At 35.8% G+C, this 20,251-nt stretch carries 17 protein-coding genes and 1 pseudogene; 15 read left to right on the forward strand and 3 right to left on the reverse strand.

Annotated features, from left to right (window positions below; translation table 11 throughout):
* Positions 1-5: 5 nt before the first annotated feature.
* Together feoB and DYE31_RS02220 are read right to left on the reverse strand one after the other, a co-directional pair.
* Complete coding sequence (feoB, locus tag DYE31_RS02215; RefSeq protein ID WP_015901270.1) at positions 6-2,000, reverse strand: ferrous iron transport protein B; 1,995 nt, start codon at positions 1,998-2,000, stop codon at positions 6-8.
* Positions 1,993-2,229 carry a FeoA family protein gene (locus DYE31_RS02220; RefSeq protein ID WP_015901269.1) on the reverse strand — a complete coding sequence of 79 codons (237 nt, stop codon included), beginning with the start codon at positions 2,227-2,229 and terminating at the stop codon, positions 1,993-1,995. The genes feoB and DYE31_RS02220 overlap by 8 nt, the downstream gene beginning before the upstream one ends.
* A gap of 554 nt (positions 2,230-2,783) precedes the next feature.
* Between DYE31_RS02220 and DYE31_RS02225 the strand changes: the two genes are divergently transcribed.
* From DYE31_RS02225 to DYE31_RS02285, 13 genes and pseudogenes are all read left to right on the forward strand, one after another.
* The gene (locus DYE31_RS02225; protein ID WP_015901268.1) at positions 2,784-3,530 is read left to right on the forward strand and encodes a YveK family protein; all 747 of its coding nucleotides are present in this window, start codon (positions 2,784-2,786) and stop codon (positions 3,528-3,530) included.
* Between the two features lie 119 nt (positions 3,531-3,649).
* Positions 3,650-5,533 carry a polysaccharide biosynthesis protein gene (locus tag DYE31_RS02230; RefSeq protein ID WP_015901267.1) on the forward strand — a complete coding sequence of 628 codons (1,884 nt, stop codon included), beginning with the start codon at positions 3,650-3,652 and terminating at the stop codon, positions 5,531-5,533.
* Positions 5,534-5,906: 373 nt separating this feature from the next.
* On the forward strand, positions 5,907-6,773 hold the full coding sequence (gene galU, locus DYE31_RS02235) for a UTP--glucose-1-phosphate uridylyltransferase GalU (protein WP_015901266.1): 867 nt from the start codon (positions 5,907-5,909) through the stop codon (positions 6,771-6,773).
* A gap of 148 nt (positions 6,774-6,921) precedes the next feature.
* Positions 6,922-7,344 carry a universal stress protein gene (locus DYE31_RS02240; RefSeq protein ID WP_015901265.1) on the forward strand — a complete coding sequence of 141 codons (423 nt, stop codon included), beginning with the start codon at positions 6,922-6,924 and terminating at the stop codon, positions 7,342-7,344.
* Between the two features lie 108 nt (positions 7,345-7,452).
* Positions 7,453-8,370 carry a DUF5996 family protein gene (locus DYE31_RS02245; RefSeq protein ID WP_015901264.1) on the forward strand — a complete coding sequence of 306 codons (918 nt, stop codon included), beginning with the start codon at positions 7,453-7,455 and terminating at the stop codon, positions 8,368-8,370.
* 83 nt (positions 8,371-8,453) lie between these two features.
* Positions 8,454-9,179: pseudogene (locus DYE31_RS02250) on the forward strand (epoxyqueuosine reductase QueH).
* A 176-nt stretch (positions 9,180-9,355) separates the two neighbouring features.
* Complete coding sequence (locus DYE31_RS02255; RefSeq protein ID WP_015901261.1) at positions 9,356-9,799, forward strand: LytTR family DNA-binding domain-containing protein; 444 nt, start codon at positions 9,356-9,358, stop codon at positions 9,797-9,799.
* Between the two features lie 8 nt (positions 9,800-9,807).
* The gene (locus tag DYE31_RS02260; RefSeq protein WP_015901260.1) at positions 9,808-10,257 is read left to right on the forward strand and encodes a DUF3021 domain-containing protein; all 450 of its coding nucleotides are present in this window, start codon (positions 9,808-9,810) and stop codon (positions 10,255-10,257) included.
* A gap of 1,102 nt (positions 10,258-11,359) precedes the next feature.
* Positions 11,360-11,731: a DUF488 domain-containing protein gene (locus tag DYE31_RS02265; RefSeq protein ID WP_015901259.1), complete on the forward strand. Its 372-nt coding sequence runs from the start codon at positions 11,360-11,362 to the stop codon at positions 11,729-11,731.
* Between the two features lie 270 nt (positions 11,732-12,001).
* Positions 12,002-14,251: a formate C-acetyltransferase gene (gene pflB, locus DYE31_RS02270; RefSeq protein WP_015901258.1), complete on the forward strand. Its 2,250-nt coding sequence runs from the start codon at positions 12,002-12,004 to the stop codon at positions 14,249-14,251.
* A gap of 64 nt (positions 14,252-14,315) precedes the next feature.
* Positions 14,316-15,071, forward strand: a complete 756-nt coding sequence (gene pflA / locus DYE31_RS02275; RefSeq protein WP_015901257.1) for a pyruvate formate-lyase-activating protein — start codon at positions 14,316-14,318, stop codon at positions 15,069-15,071.
* 90 nt (positions 15,072-15,161) lie between these two features.
* Positions 15,162-15,758: a class I SAM-dependent methyltransferase gene (locus tag DYE31_RS02280; protein ID WP_015901256.1), complete on the forward strand. Its 597-nt coding sequence runs from the start codon at positions 15,162-15,164 to the stop codon at positions 15,756-15,758.
* 122 nt (positions 15,759-15,880) lie between these two features.
* Positions 15,881-16,282 (forward strand): sporulation protein, encoded by a 402-nt coding sequence (locus DYE31_RS02285; protein WP_015901255.1) that lies wholly within the window; start codon positions 15,881-15,883, stop codon positions 16,280-16,282.
* 100 nt (positions 16,283-16,382) lie between these two features.
* On the opposite strand, the gene DYE31_RS02290 is transcribed toward DYE31_RS02285, so the two are convergent.
* The gene (locus tag DYE31_RS02290) at positions 16,383-17,387 is read right to left on the reverse strand and encodes an NADP-dependent oxidoreductase (RefSeq protein WP_015901254.1); all 1,005 of its coding nucleotides are present in this window, start codon (positions 17,385-17,387) and stop codon (positions 16,383-16,385) included.
* A 260-nt stretch (positions 17,388-17,647) separates the two neighbouring features.
* On the opposite strand from DYE31_RS02290, the gene DYE31_RS02295 reads away from it, so the two are divergent.
* Together DYE31_RS02295 and deoB are read left to right on the forward strand one after the other, a co-directional pair.
* Entirely contained in the window at positions 17,648-18,949 is a 1,302-nt protein-coding gene (locus tag DYE31_RS02295) for a pyrimidine-nucleoside phosphorylase (protein WP_015901253.1), read from the forward strand.
* Positions 18,950-18,987: 38 nt separating this feature from the next.
* Positions 18,988-20,178 carry a phosphopentomutase gene (gene deoB, locus DYE31_RS02300; protein ID WP_015901252.1) on the forward strand — a complete coding sequence of 397 codons (1,191 nt, stop codon included), beginning with the start codon at positions 18,988-18,990 and terminating at the stop codon, positions 20,176-20,178.
* The last annotated feature ends 73 nt before the right edge of the window (positions 20,179-20,251 follow it).

Here is a 20,251-nt window from a genome sequence, read left to right on the forward strand (position 1 = left end):
CCTCCTTAACCAAAAAGTTGGCTTCCTTGGTAAACAATGAATGTTAAGACATAAGCGATTACAACAGGATAAAGCGTTGCAATGATTGTCCATTTCCAAGAAACTGTTTCTTTACGTATTGCTGCGACTGTAGATAAACATGGAATATATAACAAAATGAATAACATGAATGCATAAGCAGATGCCGGTGTGAAATGTGTTGAAATCATTCTTGTTAATCCGTGACTGTCAGTTGCATAAATAATAGCCATAGCACTGACAACAACTTCTTTAGCTAAGAAGCCTGGAATTAAAGTTGCGCCTGCTTGCCATGTTCCAAAACCAAGCGGTACAAGCAATGGGGCAATGCATGCTCCGATAATTTGCAAGAAGCTGTGATCAACATTAACACCAAAACCAGTTGGTCCTGCGTAATTTAACATCCAAATAACTACTGAACCGCCAAAGATAAATGTTCCGGCTTTTTTCACGAAACCTTTTGCTTTTTCCCATGTACTGCGCCATAAAGTTTTAGCTGACGGCATACGATATGGCGGTAATTCAATAACGAATACAGAGTTTTCTTTTTTCAAAATTGTTTTAGTCATTACAAAGCTGACAACCAGTGCGACAACGATGCCGATGACATATAAACTTAAAACGACTAATGCTTGATTTTCTTTAAAGAATACACCAGCAAATAATGCATAAACAGGAAGTCTAGCTGAACAAGACATAAATGGCGTGATTAAAATCGTTGTCAATCGTTCTTTTTCTTGTTCGATACTTCTTGTAGCCATAACACCCGGAACATTACAACCGAACCCAATAATCATAGGAATAAAAGATTTGCCATTTAATCCTAAACCTTCCATTATCTTATCCATAATAAGCGCAATACGTGCCATATAACCTGAGTCTTCAAGTAAAGAAATGAAGAAGAATAAAATCATAATTTGTGGTACGAATACTATTACTGCACCTACACCAGCAATGATGCCATCTGTAATCAAATCTTTTAAGAATGGGAATAAACCGATTGCATCCATTCCTTGATTGACCCCATCAGTAAAAGGACCGCCTATAAATTCATCCAACTTATCTGATAACGGTGTACCAATCCATGAAAATGTAGCTTGGAAAATCAACCACATAATCACTAAGAAAATAGGGATACCTACGATTTTATTTGTTAGTATTTTATCCACACGATCAGTCAAATATTGTTTTTTCTTATTAGGATAGGTAATCACATCTTCTAAGAGTTCATCAATATACTCAGTACGAGAACGGCGCATACTGTCGACAATTGATACATCCAATTGTTCAGCTAAATTCTCTCTAATTGTTCTTAATTCTGGGTGGTTATGTGCACCAATAAATTGTTCAATCGCAGGATTGCCTAATAAATATTGAACTGCAATAAATCGATGACGTTTACTTGGCAAGTCTAGTTGTTCTTTGAAGTAATGCTGCAGCTTTGATAAAGCAGAATCAACTGTGTGGTCATATGGAATTTTTAATGGTTGTGCAGTAGATAAATCATCGTCTTTCAATAATTCTAAAATACTGTCGACACCTTGGCCACTTCTTGCCACAATCGGCAGTATCGGCATTTTCAATCGTCGCATCAATAAATTACGATTAATCTCAATACCTCGTTTAGAAGCGACATCCCCCATATTCAAACAAAGTAAAATAGGAGATCCGAATTCCATCAATTGAGTCGTTAGTAACAAGTTACGTTTTAACTGTACGGCATCTACAATGTTAATCACTTTGGAAAAATCATCATGCAGCAAATAATCAGTAACGACCGATTCATCTTTAGAAATCGGCAGTAAATCATAAATACCCGGCAAGTCGACCAATTCGCCTTGCTTATCCTTTAACATACCCACTTTTTTCTCAACAGTGACACCGCTCCAGTTACCTACATATTCATAAGAGCCGGTCAGTGCGTTGAAAAGTGTTGTTTTGCCGACATTCGGATTGCCGACAATACAATACGTGTTATGCATCTGCTTGCTCCAACATTATTTTGCAAGCATCGCAGTGACGAATACCGATACATTGTCCATTCATTTCTAGAGTACATGGACCTTTCATGAAAAATTTCTGACGAACTTTAATTTTGCTTCCGATTGTAAAACCAAGTGCGCTGAGTCGATGTGCAAGCATTGTGTTTTCAAAGTTAATACTTGTAATTTTATATGTTAAGCCTTTTTCGGCGTTAGCTGCGTGAACCATTACGAGTGCCACCTCTCAAAAAAATAATTGTAATTGATTATTATTATCAATGATATTTTACACCCATATTGAAAGGTCTACAATCTTTTTTTAAATAATATTAGCTGAATGTAAAAAAGTAATAGGGATGTAATAATTCTAAATCTAATGAAAAGGCGTTGAAATCCAGTGTTCATAAGGTTTTTGCACACTCAATATACTTATGATAAATGTCGAAAAGAAGTCAAAAATATTATGAAGAAAATATTTGGAAATAGAGAAATAAATATTATCTTCTTTAAGCCCTATAAAGATTAAATATGTAAGTAATATTGAGCAAATACAAAGACATTTTTAAGGTTATACGAGGTTCTAAACAAGTTCATTTTAAACAACAATAAAGTTTGTAAATTACATGTTAAAAGTATGCAAGGATTCAATTAATATCAAAAAAACTGTGTTTTTTTCCCTTATAATGAATCACAAGCGGTCGGATTAGTCGTGAAAGCTAAGCACCATCAACGCTTCTGACATGTAGCATTCAATTTTCCGCATTACGGAGGTAACGAAGCAATATGGAAGAAAACAAAAGTTATGATTTTTCAAAGTTATGGGAGATTATCAAACGCAACTTAAAGTGGCTGATAATTCTGCCGATTGTATGCCTATTATTGAGTGTGCTGGTTACAGCAGTGGCAGTACATCCTAAATACCAAGCAACCTCACAAGTTATCATCAACAAGAGCGATAAAGGTGATTTGACAATGGCTGAAAAATTCCAAGCAGGTTCGCAAATCGTCGCTACATATACTGATATCGCAAAGAGTCCTCGCGTACTAGGTAAAGTGGCAGATAAAGTCGGTCATGGAGAAACGGCTAATTCAATTTCAGAAAAAGTAGAAATAAGCAATGAGCCGAATTCACAAGTTTTGAATTTTACTGCTACAGATCAAGATAAAAAACAGGCTGAAGAAATGGCTGATCAATCAGCTGAAATTTTCAAGAAACAAATTAGTCAACTTGCCGATAAAGGTGAAATTGATGTGTTATCTAAATCAGCAGATAATGTGAAGTCTACTCCAGTAAGCATGGGCAAAAATGCTGCAGTCGGTTTTATTGCAGGACTCATTTTAGCTGTCATTTTAATCTGTATTTTAGAATTGATCAGAAATTCGAAGAAAAACAAAGCGACTCGTTCAGAGACGCACAGCACTCAACAACATCATCGTAGAAGAACAAAAAGAGAGGGTTTAACTCAAGAAGGTTTAGAAAACCACGTTGAGGATAGCGAACCAGATGATATCAATCATCATCGTCAATAAACTTCTCTAATAACAAGAAGGTTGGGATTTGTTAGGAATTCCTAACCTCTTCTATTTTTCAATGTACATATTACTTGCCGTAGAGACAAAGAGAGCATTTAAAATTGGGGTGAAAGAAAGTGTCCAAAATACCAGTGAGACAGCAGCGTCTGATATTCTTTTTAATTATAGACTCGCTTATCGTCGCATTTTCTGTCTTCTTAAGTTATTCAATTCTAGAACCATATTTTCGTGGTTATTCTTTAACATTACTTATATTATCTTCATTAGTTTTACTATGTTCACATCATATTTTTGCGAGTGTTTTCAATTTATACCATCGTGCATGGGAATACGCCAGTATTAATGAAATGTTTGTCATCGTTAAAGCTGTAACGTGTTCGATGGCTTTAACTGTGCTTATCGTTCCATTCTTCACACATGAAGGACCATTTTTAAGATTGTATTTTATCACATGGATGATGCATATTCTGTTAATTGGCGGTTCAAGATTATCTTGGAGAATATTCAATAGAACGGTTAATCGTCGAGGTCGAAAATCTAAAAACACTTTAGTTATCGGTGCAGGCGCAGGCGGTTCAATGCTGGTTCAACAAATGTTGAAACGTCCTGGTATGGGTATGGAACCTGTGCTTGCTGTAGATGATGACCCTAATAAACAAAAATTAACGATTACTGAAGGCGTTAAAGTTCAAGGGAAAATTGAAGATGTTCCTGATTTAGTACGCAAGTATCGTATTAAAAAAATAATCATTGCGATTCCGACATTATCGCAGAAACGATTACGTGAAATTAATGAAATATGTGAAAATCTTGGCGTTACTGTATTGAAAATGCCGAATATCGAAGAAGTTATGTCTGGTGAATTAGAAGTTAACCAATTGAAAAAGGTTGAAGTAGAAGATTTGCTTGGACGTGATCCAGTGGAACTAGATATGCAATTGATTTCTAAAGAATTAACACATCAAACGATTATGGTTACTGGTGCAGGCGGTTCTATCGGTTCAGAAATCTGTCAACAAGTTTGTCGTTTTGCCCCTGCTAGAATTATCTTACTTGGACACGGTGAGAATAGTATTTATTTGATTCACCAAGAACTGCAAAAACAATATGGCGATCAAATTGATATTGTTCCTGTGATTGCTGATATTCAAGATCGTTCTCGTATGTTTAAAATTTTAGATCATTATCAACCGTATGTTGTTTACCATGCTGCAGCACATAAACATGTGCCAATGATGGAATATAACCCAAGTGAAGCTATCAAGAACAATGTAATGGGTACGAAAAATACGGCAGAAGCTGCACGTCATGCAAGAGTCAGCAAATTTGTAATGATTTCAACTGACAAAGCGGTAAACCCTCCGAATGTGATGGGAGCTTCTAAACGTGCTGCTGAGATGATTGTTCAAAGTATGAATGAGGACAATTGTAAAACAGATTTTGTGGCTGTACGATTTGGTAATGTGCTTGGTTCACGCGGTTCTGTTATTCCATTGTTCAAAAAACAAATCGAAGCAGGCGGACCGATTACTGTTACGCACCCTGATATTACACGTTACTTTATGACGATTCCTGAAGCTGCACGTTTGGTTTTACAAGCAGGTGCGATTGCTGAAGGCGGAGAGGTCTTTGTACTCGATATGGGTGAACCTGTGAAAATTGTTGATTTAGCCAAAAACTTAATCCGATTAAGCGGATATAAAGATGGCGATATTGAGATTCAATTTACTGGTTTGCGACCTGGCGAGAAATTATACGAAGAGTTGTTAGATGAAGATGAAATTCATCCAGAACAAGTATATGAAAAAATCTATCGCGGTAAGGTAGAAACAATGAAAAATGATGATGTATTGCGTATCCTTGATGAAATCATTCATAGTAAAGATTATAAGCAAAAATTAATTGACTTAGCTAATCATCGCTATGAAGATAAAAATGGAAAAATCGATACTGCAGACGAAGGGAACGATGACATACCACCCTTTCGTGTAATTAATTAACTCTAAGCGCCTGTTATTGCAGGTGCTTTTTTATATGATGAAATGGAGGATAAAGAAGATAATAGACATGAGATTAATCTTTTATAAGGCTATGATGAATCATAATAATGTTTGACATATATAAATGAAGTTAGAAACCAAAAAGGATTTGTTGGCTTTGTTAAGGTTCTTGATTGACTAATGAATATGAAAATCATAATATTGGTTATAATGGGAATTTTAGAGGGAGCGGGCAGTCTGACTTGCTTTCTACGGGGCTTAAGCAGATAGGTCATCATGTATATACGAAAGATACATATGTAGTTGAGAGCGTTTTCAATACAAGTGCGACTTAACAACTGTTTCTGCCACCTTTTTATAAAGGAGAATTTAAATGTCGAAGATTAAAAAAGCAGTTATACCAGCAGCAGGTTTAGGGACACGTTTTTTACCTGCAACTAAGGCAATGCCTAAGGAAATGTTGCCGATATTAGATAAGCCGACGATTCAATATATTGTTGAAGAGGCTGCACGTGCAGGTATCGAAGATATTATTATTGTGACAGGTAAACATAAACGTGCCATTGAAGATCATTTTGATAATCAAATGGAACTTGAAAGTAATTTGCGTGAAAAAGGAAAAGATGAATTGCTTGAAAAAGTTCAACATTCCACACAACTCGCAAATATTTTCTATGTACGCCAACGTGAACAAAAAGGTTTAGGTCATGCGATTTGGACAGCACGTCAATTTATTGGCAACGAACCATTTGCTGTGTTATTAGGTGATGACATTGTTGAATCAGATAATCCGGCAATTAAACAATTAATGGATGTTTACGATGAAACGAATAAATCTGTAATTGGTGTACAAACTGTTCCAGAAAGTGAAACACATCGTTATGGTATTGTAAAACCTGAAAAACAAGATGGACGTTTGTATGAAGTTGAAAAATTCGTAGAAAAACCAGCACCAGGTACTGCACCATCTAATTTAGCGATTATGGGCCGTTATGTCTTAAAACCTGAAATCTTTGATTATTTATCAACACAAGATAAAGGCAGCGGCGGTGAAATTCAATTAACAGATGCAATTGAACGTTTGAACCAAGATGATCAAGTATATGCATATGATTTTGAAGGTCATCGTTATGATGTGGGTGAAAAAACTGGTTTTGTTAAAACAACAATTGCTTATGCATTAAAAGATGCTGAAATGAAAGACGAAATTAAAGATTATATTAAAAACTTAGAGTTATAGTTTTTAGCGAGGAGATGCTGTCTTATTTGAGAGCATCTCCTTTTAATTATTATATAAATTTTCTTGAAGAACGTTATTAATTAACAGTTTAGGGTAAATTAATAATGAATAAATTATTAAACAACTTTTTCAAGAAAGAGTGATGTATATGTATAAAAATATCTTAGTACCATTCGATTTTGGTAATGCTTTTAATAATGTTCCAGAACAATTGCAAAAACTTACAAATGGTTCAGAAGATGCTCAAATTACAGTATTCAACGTTATCTCTGAAACGGATTTAGCTAATTATGTACGTTATCAAAATAAACATTTTGAAGAAGTAACAAAAGAAAAAGAAGAAGATATGAAACCATTTATTAAAAAACTTGAAGATCTTAATCTTCCTTATGACATTGTATTTACAGTAGGTTCTGCTACTACAGAAATTTTATCTGAATTAGAAGCTAATGATTACGATGTTGTAGTAATGAGTAATAAGCGTTCTCGTGTTGAACTAAAACACGTTTTAGGACATGTCACTCATAAAGTTGCAAAACGTGCGCATACACCTGTCCTTATTGTTAAATAGATATTTTCAAAAACCGCTGCGGCGGTTTTTTTGTTTTTAAAGAAACAGTGTATTTGTCATTTAAAGTTGGGAAACGGGTAAATAACTGACAAAGAGGAGGAATTGATTATGGAAATTTTAAAGTTTAATGATTGGAAAGATGAACAACTTACATTACACCTCATTACACAGATTTTAGGTAAATACAAAGTAGAGTGTGCATACCAAGAACCACAGTGGGAACATGTTACATTAGATATTACGAGCGAAGGTCTTACAACAGGGTTACTATATGTGGATGATAATCATTTTTCAATCGACATCAATATTCTGGATGATTTAATCGAAGTACGTGTCAATAACGAAAAAACAGCATTTCCTTTAGAAAACGGAAAGACAATACAAGACTATTATAAACAAATAGAAGATACACTAAATAACTATGATATTAAAGTCGAACTTAATACTAAGCCGCAAGAAATGGAAAACAAAATCCCATTAGATGAAGATACAACACATCATCACTATGACCATGATATTGCAGTGAAAGCATTGGAATTAATGCAATATGCAGAACGCACGCTTAAACGTTTTATTGGTCCATTACGTGCCAGAACAGCAGGTCCTGCATTCTTTTGGGGAACTTTTGACGTTTCAGCGATTGTTGTTTACAGCAAGTTTTATCAAGAATTCAAACCTGACCAAGTGATTGAATATGGTGCTTTTGATGAAGAAATGATTGAGTTCGGTTTCTGGTTCGGTGGTGGAGACTTTGAAGGTCCGACATACTTCGTTTTACCTTATCCATTCGTAGATAAAAACTTTACATTTAACGAATCGCTTCCTGAAGGCGCGAGATTCGATCCGACACTGACAGAGTTTGTATATGAATTGCAACACGGAGATTTAAGAGAATTAGATACCATTAATGCTGTATTTGAAAGTGGTTTTGATATCTTCGCAAAACATCTGGATTGGCCGAAAATCGATCATTGTACAGTATCGATGCATATGCCTCCGAACATGCATACTGACAAAGATGAATAGCATATGATTATTAAATCATATATACTATATTTAATCGTGCAGATTAGACAACTTAGATTCCAATGACAGAAAGGGCGACAGCAATGATAGAAATGGATGGCATCGTTGCCAAAATGAAAAATCAGAAAATCAATTATGATCGCGTATTAAAGAAAATGATTCAACAATGGGAACGCTCAGAAGAACGTCCTAAAATACTGCTGCATAGTTGTTGTGCACCATGCAGTACGTATGTATTAGAATTTCTTTCAGAATATGCAGATTTAGCTATTTATTTTGCGAATCCGAATATTCATCCGAAAAAAGAATACGAACGCAGAGCATGGGTTCAAAAAGATTTTATAGAAAAATTCAATCAGGAAAATAATACGAATGTACGTTATATCGAGGCACCTTATAAACCGCATGAGTTTATGAAGATGGCAAAAGAACGCGGATTAACAGATGAACCTGAAGGTGGATTACGATGTCGTGCATGATTTGAAATGCGCTTAGACATGGTTGCTGAAGCGGCTGTTGAATATGGCTATGATTATTTCGGCAGTGCATTGACACTTTCACCTAAAAAGAATGCACAGCTGATCAACGAACTCGGTGCAGAAGTTCAAAAACTTTATGATGTCAATTACCTTCCAAGTGACTTTAAGAAAAATAAAGGCTATGAACGTTCATTAGAAATGTGCAGAGATTATAATATTTATCGTCAATGTTATTGTGGCTGTGTCTTTGCAGCACAAGTACAAGGAATTGATTTTAAAGAGGTAAATCAAGCAGCAAAAGCATTTTTAGATACAGTTGAAACAAAATAATAGGTGAAGTGAAAGCAGTACGCCACTAAAAAAGGCGTGCTGCTTTTTTACTGAACACACCGAATAAAGCATGTTTTAAGTGAACCGCTTGTCTTATACTGCTGACCGCTTATCTTAAAAATATTCTTATTAGATAGGTGTTTTGGTTTAATAAAATTAAGGAAGGAGGAGTGCTTATGAAAGTAAATTGTTATTTCAATCAAGATGAAGAAGATGAACGTGTGGAAATTTATGCAAAAGATGCTTCGCAAAAAATTAAAGAAATTATCGCATGTGCCGAACAAGATGAGACACTCACCACTTTAACTGGTAAAAACCAATATCAGCGTGTTTTTCAAGTACCGATTGAAGAAGTATTACAGATTAAAGCAGAAAATAAGAAATTATATGCTTGGACATCTACACAATGCTTGCACATTTCAAAGCCTTTATATGAATTAGAAGAGATACTCCCGCATTATTTTATCAGAATTTCAAAGTCAGAGATATTGAATATTCGTAATATCAAATATTTGAGTGTAGGTGCGAATGGCATGATTCATATTACGTTGACACATGGAGAAGCCACGTATTCTTCAAGACGTTATTTAAAAAAATTAAAGGCGAGGTTAAAATTATGAAAAAAATAATGAAACCACTTATGAATGATTTTTGTATAGGCGTTGTTATCGGCACAATATTATCAGTCATATTTTCCAGCATTTTTGGACAAGGGCACTATTCTCCGGTATCGCCTGTTTCATTGATGGGACATTTATATGAAACTCATTTATCTGAACCTATGATTATGTTGATTGCAGTCGTTATATGGGGGTTGATTGGTGTGCTATTTGGTTTAGCGAGTATGATTTACGACGCTTCAGATTGGAGTTTATTAAAAAAGACAGTTCTCCATATTGTCATTTGCTATATTGGGTTTCTGCCCCTTGCCATATTAGCAGGATGGTTCCCATTAACTTTAGCTGACATCTTATTCTTCACAGGTATCTTTATCATTGTATATACCATTATATGGACAGTAAATTATTTTAAAAACAAAGCTTTAGTAGATCTGATAAACAAAGAGTTGAAGCAATAAGCAACAAAAAAGAGAGAAGGTTTGGGGGAACCTTCTCTCACATTTTAACAATATCAATTTTTAAGGAGTTACAGTAATGAAACCTAAAGGGGAGGTATTCATTACTTTGATTCTTTTTGTATATTTAATAGGAGCTACATTTAATAAGATTGTTGTTAATGTTTTGATTACTTACTTTGCCTACAATTATAAAGGGTAATCATGTCTTAATTCAGTGAATCCGATGTCGAATCCTCTATCATTCGAACTGTCTTCATTTGAATTAAGCATTAATACTTTCATATATACAAATGTTTCGATATCAGTAGATATTAACAATTTATCACAAGACTTTATTGCCGATAATATTTACATTCTAGGGATTATTGGGAGTTGGTTGAAATCGGTTGGGGAGCCGATTTCAATGAATGAATGTATAATATAGGGCTGAATGCTTAGAACTTGGGGAAACTCACATTTGATTCATTGCTTGCTTATAAAATTGTCAGATGACGATGAGTTAACGGGGGATTAACCTGTCGCCAATATCACTTGGAAAACGAAAGTCACCTCCTGAAATATACTTGCTGCAGACTCATCATTACGCGGGGTAACGTAGTGTTTGATGAAGTACTGCGAAGCAGAAATTCCTACCACAGTATTTCTGCTTCTTGATGATTTCTAAGGTGCAGAATCTAAGATGAACTCGTTCACTGATTAGCGTTTAGACTAGAAAACTCATTGAATCTCTAATCTTCGCTGGATGTAATAATTGAATAGATAGCGTTGCTAAAAGCGCATATCTATTATCTGTTCATATCTCTACGCTCTCTTGAACAGCAAATCCGCTTACAACAACTTTGTTATCTATTTCACATATAACTCTAACAAAGAATGTGAGAAAAATCACTAAATATGAACTAAAATTTTTGCACATGTGACATTATTGTGAACCTGTTTAATTGTCTGTAATAATTGAAATTTTCTGTTCTACCACAGTGATAAAATAGAACTTATATTTGCTATATAAAGTGGTTGGAATTTAAACTTGTTTGTGAATTTAAGGTAAGGGTATTTCGAAAAGTAAGAGAGAAAATTTCTTAGAATGAAAAGGAGGATAAAAATGGTAATCAAAGTAGAACGTATTTATGAAGATAAGGCGCAAAATGATGGTGTACGTGTACTTGTTGATCGTGTGTGGCCTCGTGGTGTTTCAAAAGAAAATGCGAATTTAGATGAATGGATGAAAAATATTGGCCCAAGTACAGAATTACGTAAATGGTTCGGTCATGATCCAGATAAGTTCGAGGATTTTAAAAAGAAATATATTGATGAGTTGAAAAATAATAAAGAACAGCACGATGAATTGAAAGTATTAGAAGGCATTATTAATGATGCACGTAAAGATGTGATTTTATTATATTCTGCTAAAGATGAAGAACATAACCAAGCAGTTGTATTACAAGAATATTTAAAAGAACAAGGTTATAAATAATAAGATCGATATCATTATAAATAAACAAATTTTAGAAGCTGGGTGTCTTTACAGGCATCTAGCTTATTTTTTGTGAATTAGAATAAGTACTGTTCTAATACAATGCATATCATATAGTACAAATATATAATACAGTTTCACAAGGTAGACACAACTATTTAAAATCCTTCAGAAATTAAGTGATTTTTTTCACAATAATAAGTATACTCATTGTGAAAACGGTAACATGATTTATAAAAACATCACATTAAATCCAACGGAGGGATTATTATGGTTGAAACGATCAAAGAAAGAAAATCACCATGGGCAAGCTTTAAAAAAGGTAAATGGTCTTCAGAAGTGGATGTCAGAAACTTTATACAGTTGAATTATACGTTGTATAACGGAGATTCATCATTCCTTGAATCACCTACACGGGCTACAAGTGATTTATGGGATCAAGTGATGGAATTAACACGCGAGGAACGTGAACGCGGCGGTATGTGGGATATGGATACAAAAGTTGCTTCCACAATCTTATCGCATGATGCAGGTTATTTGAATGAGGAATTAGAACAAATCGTAGGTGTGCAAACAGAAAAGCCATTTAAACGTTCTATGCAGCCTTTTGGCGGTATTCGCATGGCAAAAGCAGCTTGTGAAGCATATGGTTATGAATTGGATGAAGAAACAGAACGTATCTTCACAGATTTACGTAAAACGCATAACCAAGGTGTATTCGATGCATATTCAAAAGAAATGTTAGCATGTCGTAAAGCAGGTATTATCACTGGATTGCCGGATGCATATGGGCGCGGACGTATTATCGGAGATTACCGTCGTGTAGCTTTGTATGGTATTGATTTCTTAATGGAAGAAAAATTAAATGACTATAATAATATGTCGACAGTAATGGATGAAGTAACAATTCGTTTGCGTGAGGAACTTTCTGAACAATATCGTGCATTAAAAGAATTAAAAGTGTTAAGCGAACGTTATGGATTCGACCTCAGCAGACCAGCTGAAAACTTTAAAGAAGCAGTACAATGGCTGTATCTTGCTTACCTCGCAGCAATTAAAGAACAAAATGGTGCAGCGATGAGTTTAGGCCGTACATCTACGTTCTTAGATATTTATGCAGAGCGTGATTTACAAGATGGTGTCCTAACGGAACGCGAAGTACAAGAAATTGTGGATCACTTCATTATGAAATTACGTTTGGTTAAATTCGCACGTACACCTGATTACAATGAGTTATTCTCAGGGGATCCGACTTGGGTAACTGAATCTATCGGAGGCGTAGGTTTAGATGGTCGTGCAATGGTAACTAAGAACTCTTTCCGTTTCTTGCATACTTTGGATAACTTAGGACCGGCTCCTGAACCGAACTTAACTGTATTATGGTCACAACGTTTACCAGAAAACTTTAAAGCGTATTGTGCTGAAATGAGTATCAAATCAAGTTCTATTCAATATGAAAATGATGATTTGATGCGTGAAAGTTATGGCGACGATTATGGTATTGCTTGTTGTGTATCAGCAATGCGCATCGGTAAACAAATGCAATTTTTCGGAGCACGTGCAAACTTAGCCAAAACATTATTATATGCGATTAATGGCGGTAAAGATGAAAAATCCGGTATGCAAGTCGGTCCGGAATTTGTACCGATTGATTCTGAAATTCTTGATTATGATGAAGTTTATGCGAAATTTGATCAAATGATAGAATGGTTAGCGGGAGTTTACATCAACTCATTAAATGTCATTCACTATATGCATGATAAATACAGCTACGAACGTATTGAAATGGCATTACATGATACAGATGTCCACCGTACAATGGCAACAGGTATTGCTGGTTTGTCGGTAGCTGCGGATTCTCTATCTGCAATTAAATATGGACAAGTGAAAACAATTCGTAACGATGAAGGTCTGGTTGTCGATTTTGAAACAACAGGTGAATTCCCTAAATACGGAAATAATGATGCGCGTGTAGATGACATTGCGATTGAGTTAGTTAAATCGTTTATGAAAAAACTACGTAAGCATAAAACATATCGCGATTCTGAGCACACTATGAGTGTATTAACAATTACATCTAATGTCGTTTACGGTAAGAAAACAGGTAATACACCAGACGGACGTAAAGCAGGCGAGCCATTTGCGCCCGGTGCGAACCCAATGCACGGTCGTGATGAACATGGTGCATTAGCTTCATTATCATCTGTAGCTAAAATCCCTTATGAATATTGTAAAGATGGTATTTCTAACACATTCAGTATTGTTCCGAAATCACTTGGCAAAACAGATATGGAACAAAATCATAATTTAGTATCTGTATTAGATGGTTATGCAATGCAGCAAGGTCACCATTTAAATATCAACGTCTTTAACCGCGAGACTTTAATTGATGCAATGGAACATCCAGAAGAATATCCGCAATTAACAATTCGTGTGTCTGGATATGCAGTTAACTTTATTAAATTAACACGCGAACAGCAATTAGATGTTATCTCTAGAACATTCCATGAAAGAATGTAAGATTTGATCAGTAAAAGAAAGATATGAATTTTTATAGACATATCTTATAGGAGGGTACCAAACAATGGAAGGTCGCATTCACTCTGTAGAAAGTTTAGGAACAGTTGATGGTCCAGGTTTACGTTATATTATATTTACACAAGGCTGTTTATTACGCTGCCTTTATTGTCATAATCCAGATACTTGGAGTTTGACTGATGCACCAAGAAAAGTGTCTGCAGAAGAACTTGTCGAAGAAATTGTGCCGTACCGCCCTTATTTCAGCACTTCTGGGGGAGGCGTTACTGTAAGCGGCGGAGAACCGCTGCTTCAAATGCCTTTTTTAGAACAGCTTTTCAAACAGTTGAAAGCTGAAGACATTCATACTTGTATAGATACCTCTGCAGGGTGTGTCAATGAAACACCGACATTTCTGGAGCATTTAGATAATCTGCTTCAATATACTGATTTAATGCTGCTTGATATCAAACATATTGATAACGAAAAACATTTAGCACTGACAGGCAAACCTAACAATCATATTCTCCGCTTTGCGCAAATGTTATCAGAACGCAAGCAGCCGGTCTGGATTCGACATGTCTTAGTACCCGGTTATACAGATGATGAAGCAGATTTGATTCGCCTTGGTCAATTCATCTCAACTTTAGATAATGTCGAACGTTTTGAAATTTTGCCATATCATCAGCTCGGTGTGCATAAGTATGAAGCACTCGGTCAATCATATCCCTTGGAAGGTGTAGAAGAACCGAGTGAAGTTGATGTAGCACGTGCATATGAACTTGTAAACTTCCAGGGTGCAACACCACTTACCATTCAATAAATTCATCCATTTCCCGGCAGACGCTTGAATCTACATTCAGGCGTCTGTTTTGTTAAGATTGAACTAATAGATAGAGAGGTTGGTGGAACAATGGAAGAACGGATATTTCATCGTATCGCACATCGATATGACAGTGAATCGCAAATTCAGCTTACAGAAAAAATTGCTAAAGAGATGCGAACACGTATGACTCCGGCACATCGTTTACTTGATTATGGTTGTGGAACAGGATTAGTAGGATTGCAATTTGCTGATGATGTCGATCAGCTAATTTTAGCGGATGCAGAAAGTGAAATGTTGAAAATTGTGCAACAAAAAATAGTATCTTTAGATTTAAAAAATGCTGAAACAATGCAGCTAAATGTAGTTGAAGATTCATTGCCAGATATTCAAGTGGATACTATTATCATGTCTCTTGTAATGCTGCATGTTCCAGACACGCAAACATTGCTGAATCAGTTATTCAAATTGCTTCAACCAGGCGGACAAATTTTAATTGCTGATTTCAATCAAAATGATAAAGTCAGTCATCCGTTAATTCATTCTGGTTTTGCACATGAAACAGTAAAAGAAAAAATGGAAGAAGTAGGATTTAATACACCTTCAATACACACATTTTATCAAGGTGAAAATTTATTCATGAACCAAGATGCGTCGCTCTTTTTAGCTCGTGCAACAAAAGCATAACCAACTATATTTGACATTTATGTGAATTTTTCATTAAACTATTTGTGGTATTAAAATGGATTTGAAATTATATTTGATTCATAGATACATTCGAGCAATTGAGAATTTAAGGAGGGCATATTATGTTGGATAAAATTTTGACATCTTTAAAAGTTGGGGAGCTTACAGTAGATACACGTTTAGAAAAAGCAGACTTTAAGGCAGATGAAACAGTTTCTGGGAAAGTCATCTTAAAAGGCGGCAATGAAGATGAGGAAGTTTCTAGAATCAGATTAACATTGCTTGAACCAAAAGAAGGTTCTAATGAAAATAAAGATTTTGATGAATCTGATAAAGTGTTGCAAATGTATGAAATTAAAAGTGAACAAGTGGTCGAAAAAGCACAAACTGTGGAAAAACCATTCGAGTTCCGTTTAGCTAATTTTGATTTAGATAAAGACACAAATGCTTTAGTATTACGTACACATATTACTATTGGGGACGGTAAAGATTCAGAAGATGAAGCGGAAATCCGTATTCAATAAATAATTGAATATAAATTAAAAGTACCGCATGTACCTATATACACCGCGCAAGTTGAGGTGAAGCGCAGTGAATAGGAATGTGCGGTATTTTTTTGTTTAATTAAAATTCTGGTTCTGTGACTTTAATAACGACTTTGCCTCGCGCATGTCCTTCATGAATATATTCTAAAGCATCTTTTGTCTCGGCTAAATCAAATATCTTATCTATCACAGGATGTATTTTCTGTGCTTCTACCAATTTACGAATTTTGTTTAATTGTTGCCGACTGTCTCTTGTAAATATAAAACGGTAATAAGCATGGTGTTCTTCGGCTGCTTTATTAATTTTACGTGCTGCAAAGGCCATTAACCATTTTTTCCATAACGGCGCACCGAGTTCTGCAGCGGTACGTTCATCTGGTATACCATTAATGGAAACGACCGTACCATGAGGTTTCAGTATTTTAAATGCTTTCATTAATTGATCCCCGCCTAGAGTATCAAAGACTCCGTCGTAGTCATGCAAGACATCGTTAAAATTTTCGTGATGATAATCAATGACTTTATCAGCACCTAATTTCTCTACAAATGTGCGATTTTTGTTACTAGTTGTTGTAGCGACATAAGCACCAATAGCTTTAGCCAATTGAATCGCAAATGAACCTACACCGCCTGATCCTGCTTGGATTAATACTTTTTGATTTTGGCTTAAATGCATATAGTCATGCAGCGCTTGATAAGAGGTTAACCCAGCCATAGGTAGTGCGGCAGCTTCCTCATAACTCAAATGGTTCGGCATCATTGCCATTTGATTTTCAGTTACTGCGACATATTCCGCGAATGCACCGAGTTTCATACCGTATACTTTTTCTCCTACACGAAAGGCTGTGACATATTTGCCGATTTTAACAACTTCTCCCGCAAAATCATGTCCCATAGTATAAGGCGTTTTTTCATTAAAAAATAAGCGCATGATTCCGCCCTGTGCAGCTTTGAAGTCAATAGGGTTGACACTGGCTGCATGTATTTTAACCAACACTTCATTTTCATCGATTTCTGGAATCGATACTTCTTCCAAATGAGGTTGACTCTTTTTCCCATATTTATGAATTCTGACAGCTTCCATTTCAACACATTCTAATATTCATTTCTATAATTATACACTTCCATTCCCATAACATTTAAAAATTAACCCTCTAAATTGTGTAACTAAAAGGAAATATCCAGAAAAGTAAAATCCTTTAAGTACAACATGTTAAACGTTTTACTTTTTGCGATATCAGAAGTGTTAAAGGTTGCGGGAAACTAGTGTCTGCGTGGTAAAATAGTAGTGAACAACAGTCACATTGAACAGTCTATAGAGAATACATTAAGGAGTGATTGGCTATGAGAATGGTGGATTTGATTGATAAAAAGCGTGACGGTGAATCGCTGTCAGCAGAAGAAATCAAATGGATGATTACGGAATATACAAAAGGAAATATTCCGGATTATCAAATGTCGAGTATGGCAATGGCAATTTATTTCCAAGATATGAATAATGACGAACGTGCTGAATTGACAATGGCAATGGTACATTCGGGTGATGAAATTGATTTGTCTGCAATTGACGGCACAAAAGTGGATAAACATTCAACTGGCGGTGTCGGTGATACAACAACTTTAGTATTAGCGCCATTGGTTGCGGCAGTCGGCGTGCCTGTTGCGAAGATGAGCGGTCGCGGTTTAGGACATACAGGCGGTACGATTGATAAATTAGAATCAGTAGATGGTTTCCATGTGGAAATTTCTGAAGATGATTTTATTCGTTTAGTTAATGAGGATAAATTAGCAGTTATTGGACAATCAGGTAACTTAACGCCGGCTGATAAAAAATTATATGCTTTGCGTGATGTTACAGGTACTGTGAATTCTATTCCATTAATTGCTTCTTCTATTATGAGTAAGAAAATCGCAGCAGGAGCAGATGCGATTGTTTTAGATGTAAAAACAGGCAATGGTGCATTTATGAAAACATTAGCAGATGCAGAAGCCTTAGCACATGCCATGGTAAAAATCGGTAACAATGTCGGCCGTCAAACAATGGCGATTATTTCAGACATGAGTCAACCTTTAGGATATGCAATCGGTAATGCATTAGAATTGAAAGAAGCGATGGATACATTGCGCGGTGAAGGTCCTGAAGATTTAACAGAACTTGTAATGACGCTAGGTTCGCAAATGGTTGTACTTGGTGGTAAGGCAGAAAACTTAGATGAAGCACACAGTCTGTTGCAAGAAGCAATTGACAGCGGTGCAGCTTTAGATAAATTCCGTACATTCTTAAGCAATCAAGGGGGTAATCCAGAAGTAGTGGATCATCCTGAATTATTACCTCAAGCACAATATCAAGTTGAATTGCCGGCTAAAGAAAGCGGCGTTGTGACTGAAATTGTAGCCAATGAAATGGGCATCGCTTCAATGATGCTTGGTGCTGGACGCCAAACAAAAGAAGATGATATTGATTTAAGTGTCGGTTTAGTGCTGCATAAGAAAGTTGGAGATAAAGTCGAAGAAGGCGAAAGCTTGATGACGATTTACAGCAACACTGAGGATATTGAAGATGTTAAATCAAAAATTTATGACAATATCACAATTTCAGCAACAGGTGAAACACCGACATTGATTCATACTGTGATTACAGAATAAATAATTTTCAAATTAGAAAGAGATAGGAGAGAAAGATTATGACAACTCCCTTTAAACGTATACATTTAATTGTTATGGACTCAGTAGGTATCGGCGAGGGACCGGATGCTGCAGCATTTAATGATGAAGGCAGCCATACTTTAAAACATACTTTAGAAGGCTTTGAACAAGATTTACCGAACTTACAACGCCTTGGTCTTGGTAATATCGCACCTTTACCTGTAGTAGAGGAAGTAGAACAACCTGAAGCTTTCTATACAAAATTAAGTGAAGCTTCTGTCGGTAAAGATACAATGACAGGACACTGGGAAATTATGGGCTTGAATATTATGCAGCCATTCAAAGTCTACCCTGATGGCTTCCCTGATGAATTGGTTAAAGAAATTGAAGATATGACAGGGCGCAAAGTAGTTGCGAACCGTCCTGCTTCAGGTACACAAATCATCGATGAGTGGGGCGAACATCAAATGAAAACAGGCGATTTGATTGTGTATACATCAGCAGACCCTGTTTTACAAATTGCTGCACACGAAGATGTAATTCCGTTAGAAGAATTATATGATATTTGTGAAAAAGTACGTGAATTAACAAAAGATCCGAAATACTTGATTGGTCGTATTATTGCACGTCCTTATGTCGGAGAGCCTGGTAATTTCACTCGTACATCTAATCGTCATGACTATGCTTTAAAACCATTCGGCCGTACAGTGATGAATGAATTAAAAGACAACAATTATGATGTTATCGCTATCGGTAAAATTAATGACATTTATGATGGCGAAGGTGTGACTGAAGCGATTCGTACGAAAAATAATATGGACGGTATGGATAAATTAATTGATGTTGTGAAACATGATTTCACTGGTATCAGCTTCTTAAACTTAGTCGACTTCGATGCTTTATATGGTCACCGTCGTGATAAAGAAGGTTACGCTCAAGCTATCAAAGACTTTGATGAACGTTTGCCTGAGTTGATTGATAACTTGCAAGAAGACGACTTGGTGATTATTACTGCCGACCACGGTAACGATCCGATTGCTCCAGGAACTGACCATACGCGCGAATATATTCCAGTCTTGCTCTATAGTCCTAAACTTAAAGATAAAGCACACGAATTGAGCGGTGATACAACATTCAGTTCAATCGGTGCAACAATTGCTGATAACTTTGATGTGCCATTACCAGAATATGGCCGCAGCTTCTTATCAGAAATGAATGTTGAAAAATAAAATATCGAATAGTCACAACTGCTTGAAAGTTGAAAACCCCCAGGCTCTTAAAGTTTGGGGGTTTTTCGTACAT

Origin of the sequence: Staphylococcus carnosus, assembly GCF_900458435.1 — a bacterium.
GTDB lineage: Bacteria > Bacillota > Bacilli > Staphylococcales > Staphylococcaceae > Staphylococcus > Staphylococcus carnosus.

What these genes read in the sequence shown, in the direction of transcription:
- DYE31_RS02245 (WP_015901264.1), top strand. Translation starts at nt 7,453, where the DNA reads ATGGAAATTTTAAAGTTTAATGATTGGAAAGATGAACAACTTACATTA.
- DYE31_RS02260 (WP_015901260.1), top strand. Translation starts at nt 9,808, where the DNA reads ATGAAACCACTTATGAATGATTTTTGTATAGGCGTTGTTATCGGCACA.
- DYE31_RS02225 (WP_015901268.1), top strand. Translation starts at nt 2,784, where the DNA reads ATGGAAGAAAACAAAAGTTATGATTTTTCAAAGTTATGGGAGATTATC.
- DYE31_RS02285 (WP_015901255.1), top strand. Translation starts at nt 15,881, where the DNA reads ATGTTGGATAAAATTTTGACATCTTTAAAAGTTGGGGAGCTTACAGTA.
- deoB (WP_015901252.1), top strand. Translation starts at nt 18,988, where the DNA reads ATGACAACTCCCTTTAAACGTATACATTTAATTGTTATGGACTCAGTA.
- pflA (WP_015901257.1), top strand. Translation starts at nt 14,316, where the DNA reads ATGGAAGGTCGCATTCACTCTGTAGAAAGTTTAGGAACAGTTGATGGT.
- DYE31_RS02220 (WP_015901269.1), bottom strand. Translation starts at nt 2,229, where the DNA reads ATGGTTCACGCAGCTAACGCCGAAAAAGGCTTAACATATAAAATTACA.
- galU (WP_015901266.1), top strand. Translation starts at nt 5,907, where the DNA reads ATGTCGAAGATTAAAAAAGCAGTTATACCAGCAGCAGGTTTAGGGACA.
- DYE31_RS02290 (WP_015901254.1), bottom strand. Translation starts at nt 17,387, where the DNA reads ATGGAAGCTGTCAGAATTCATAAATATGGGAAAAAGAGTCAACCTCAT.
- feoB (WP_015901270.1), bottom strand. Translation starts at nt 2,000, where the DNA reads ATGCATAACACGTATTGTATTGTCGGCAATCCGAATGTCGGCAAAACA.
- DYE31_RS02265 (WP_015901259.1), top strand. Translation starts at nt 11,360, where the DNA reads ATGGTAATCAAAGTAGAACGTATTTATGAAGATAAGGCGCAAAATGAT.
- DYE31_RS02280 (WP_015901256.1), top strand. Translation starts at nt 15,162, where the DNA reads ATGGAAGAACGGATATTTCATCGTATCGCACATCGATATGACAGTGAA.
- DYE31_RS02255 (WP_015901261.1), top strand. Translation starts at nt 9,356, where the DNA reads ATGAAAGTAAATTGTTATTTCAATCAAGATGAAGAAGATGAACGTGTG.
- pflB (WP_015901258.1), top strand. Translation starts at nt 12,002, where the DNA reads ATGGTTGAAACGATCAAAGAAAGAAAATCACCATGGGCAAGCTTTAAA.
- DYE31_RS02240 (WP_015901265.1), top strand. Translation starts at nt 6,922, where the DNA reads ATGTATAAAAATATCTTAGTACCATTCGATTTTGGTAATGCTTTTAAT.
- DYE31_RS02295 (WP_015901253.1), top strand. Translation starts at nt 17,648, where the DNA reads ATGAGAATGGTGGATTTGATTGATAAAAAGCGTGACGGTGAATCGCTG.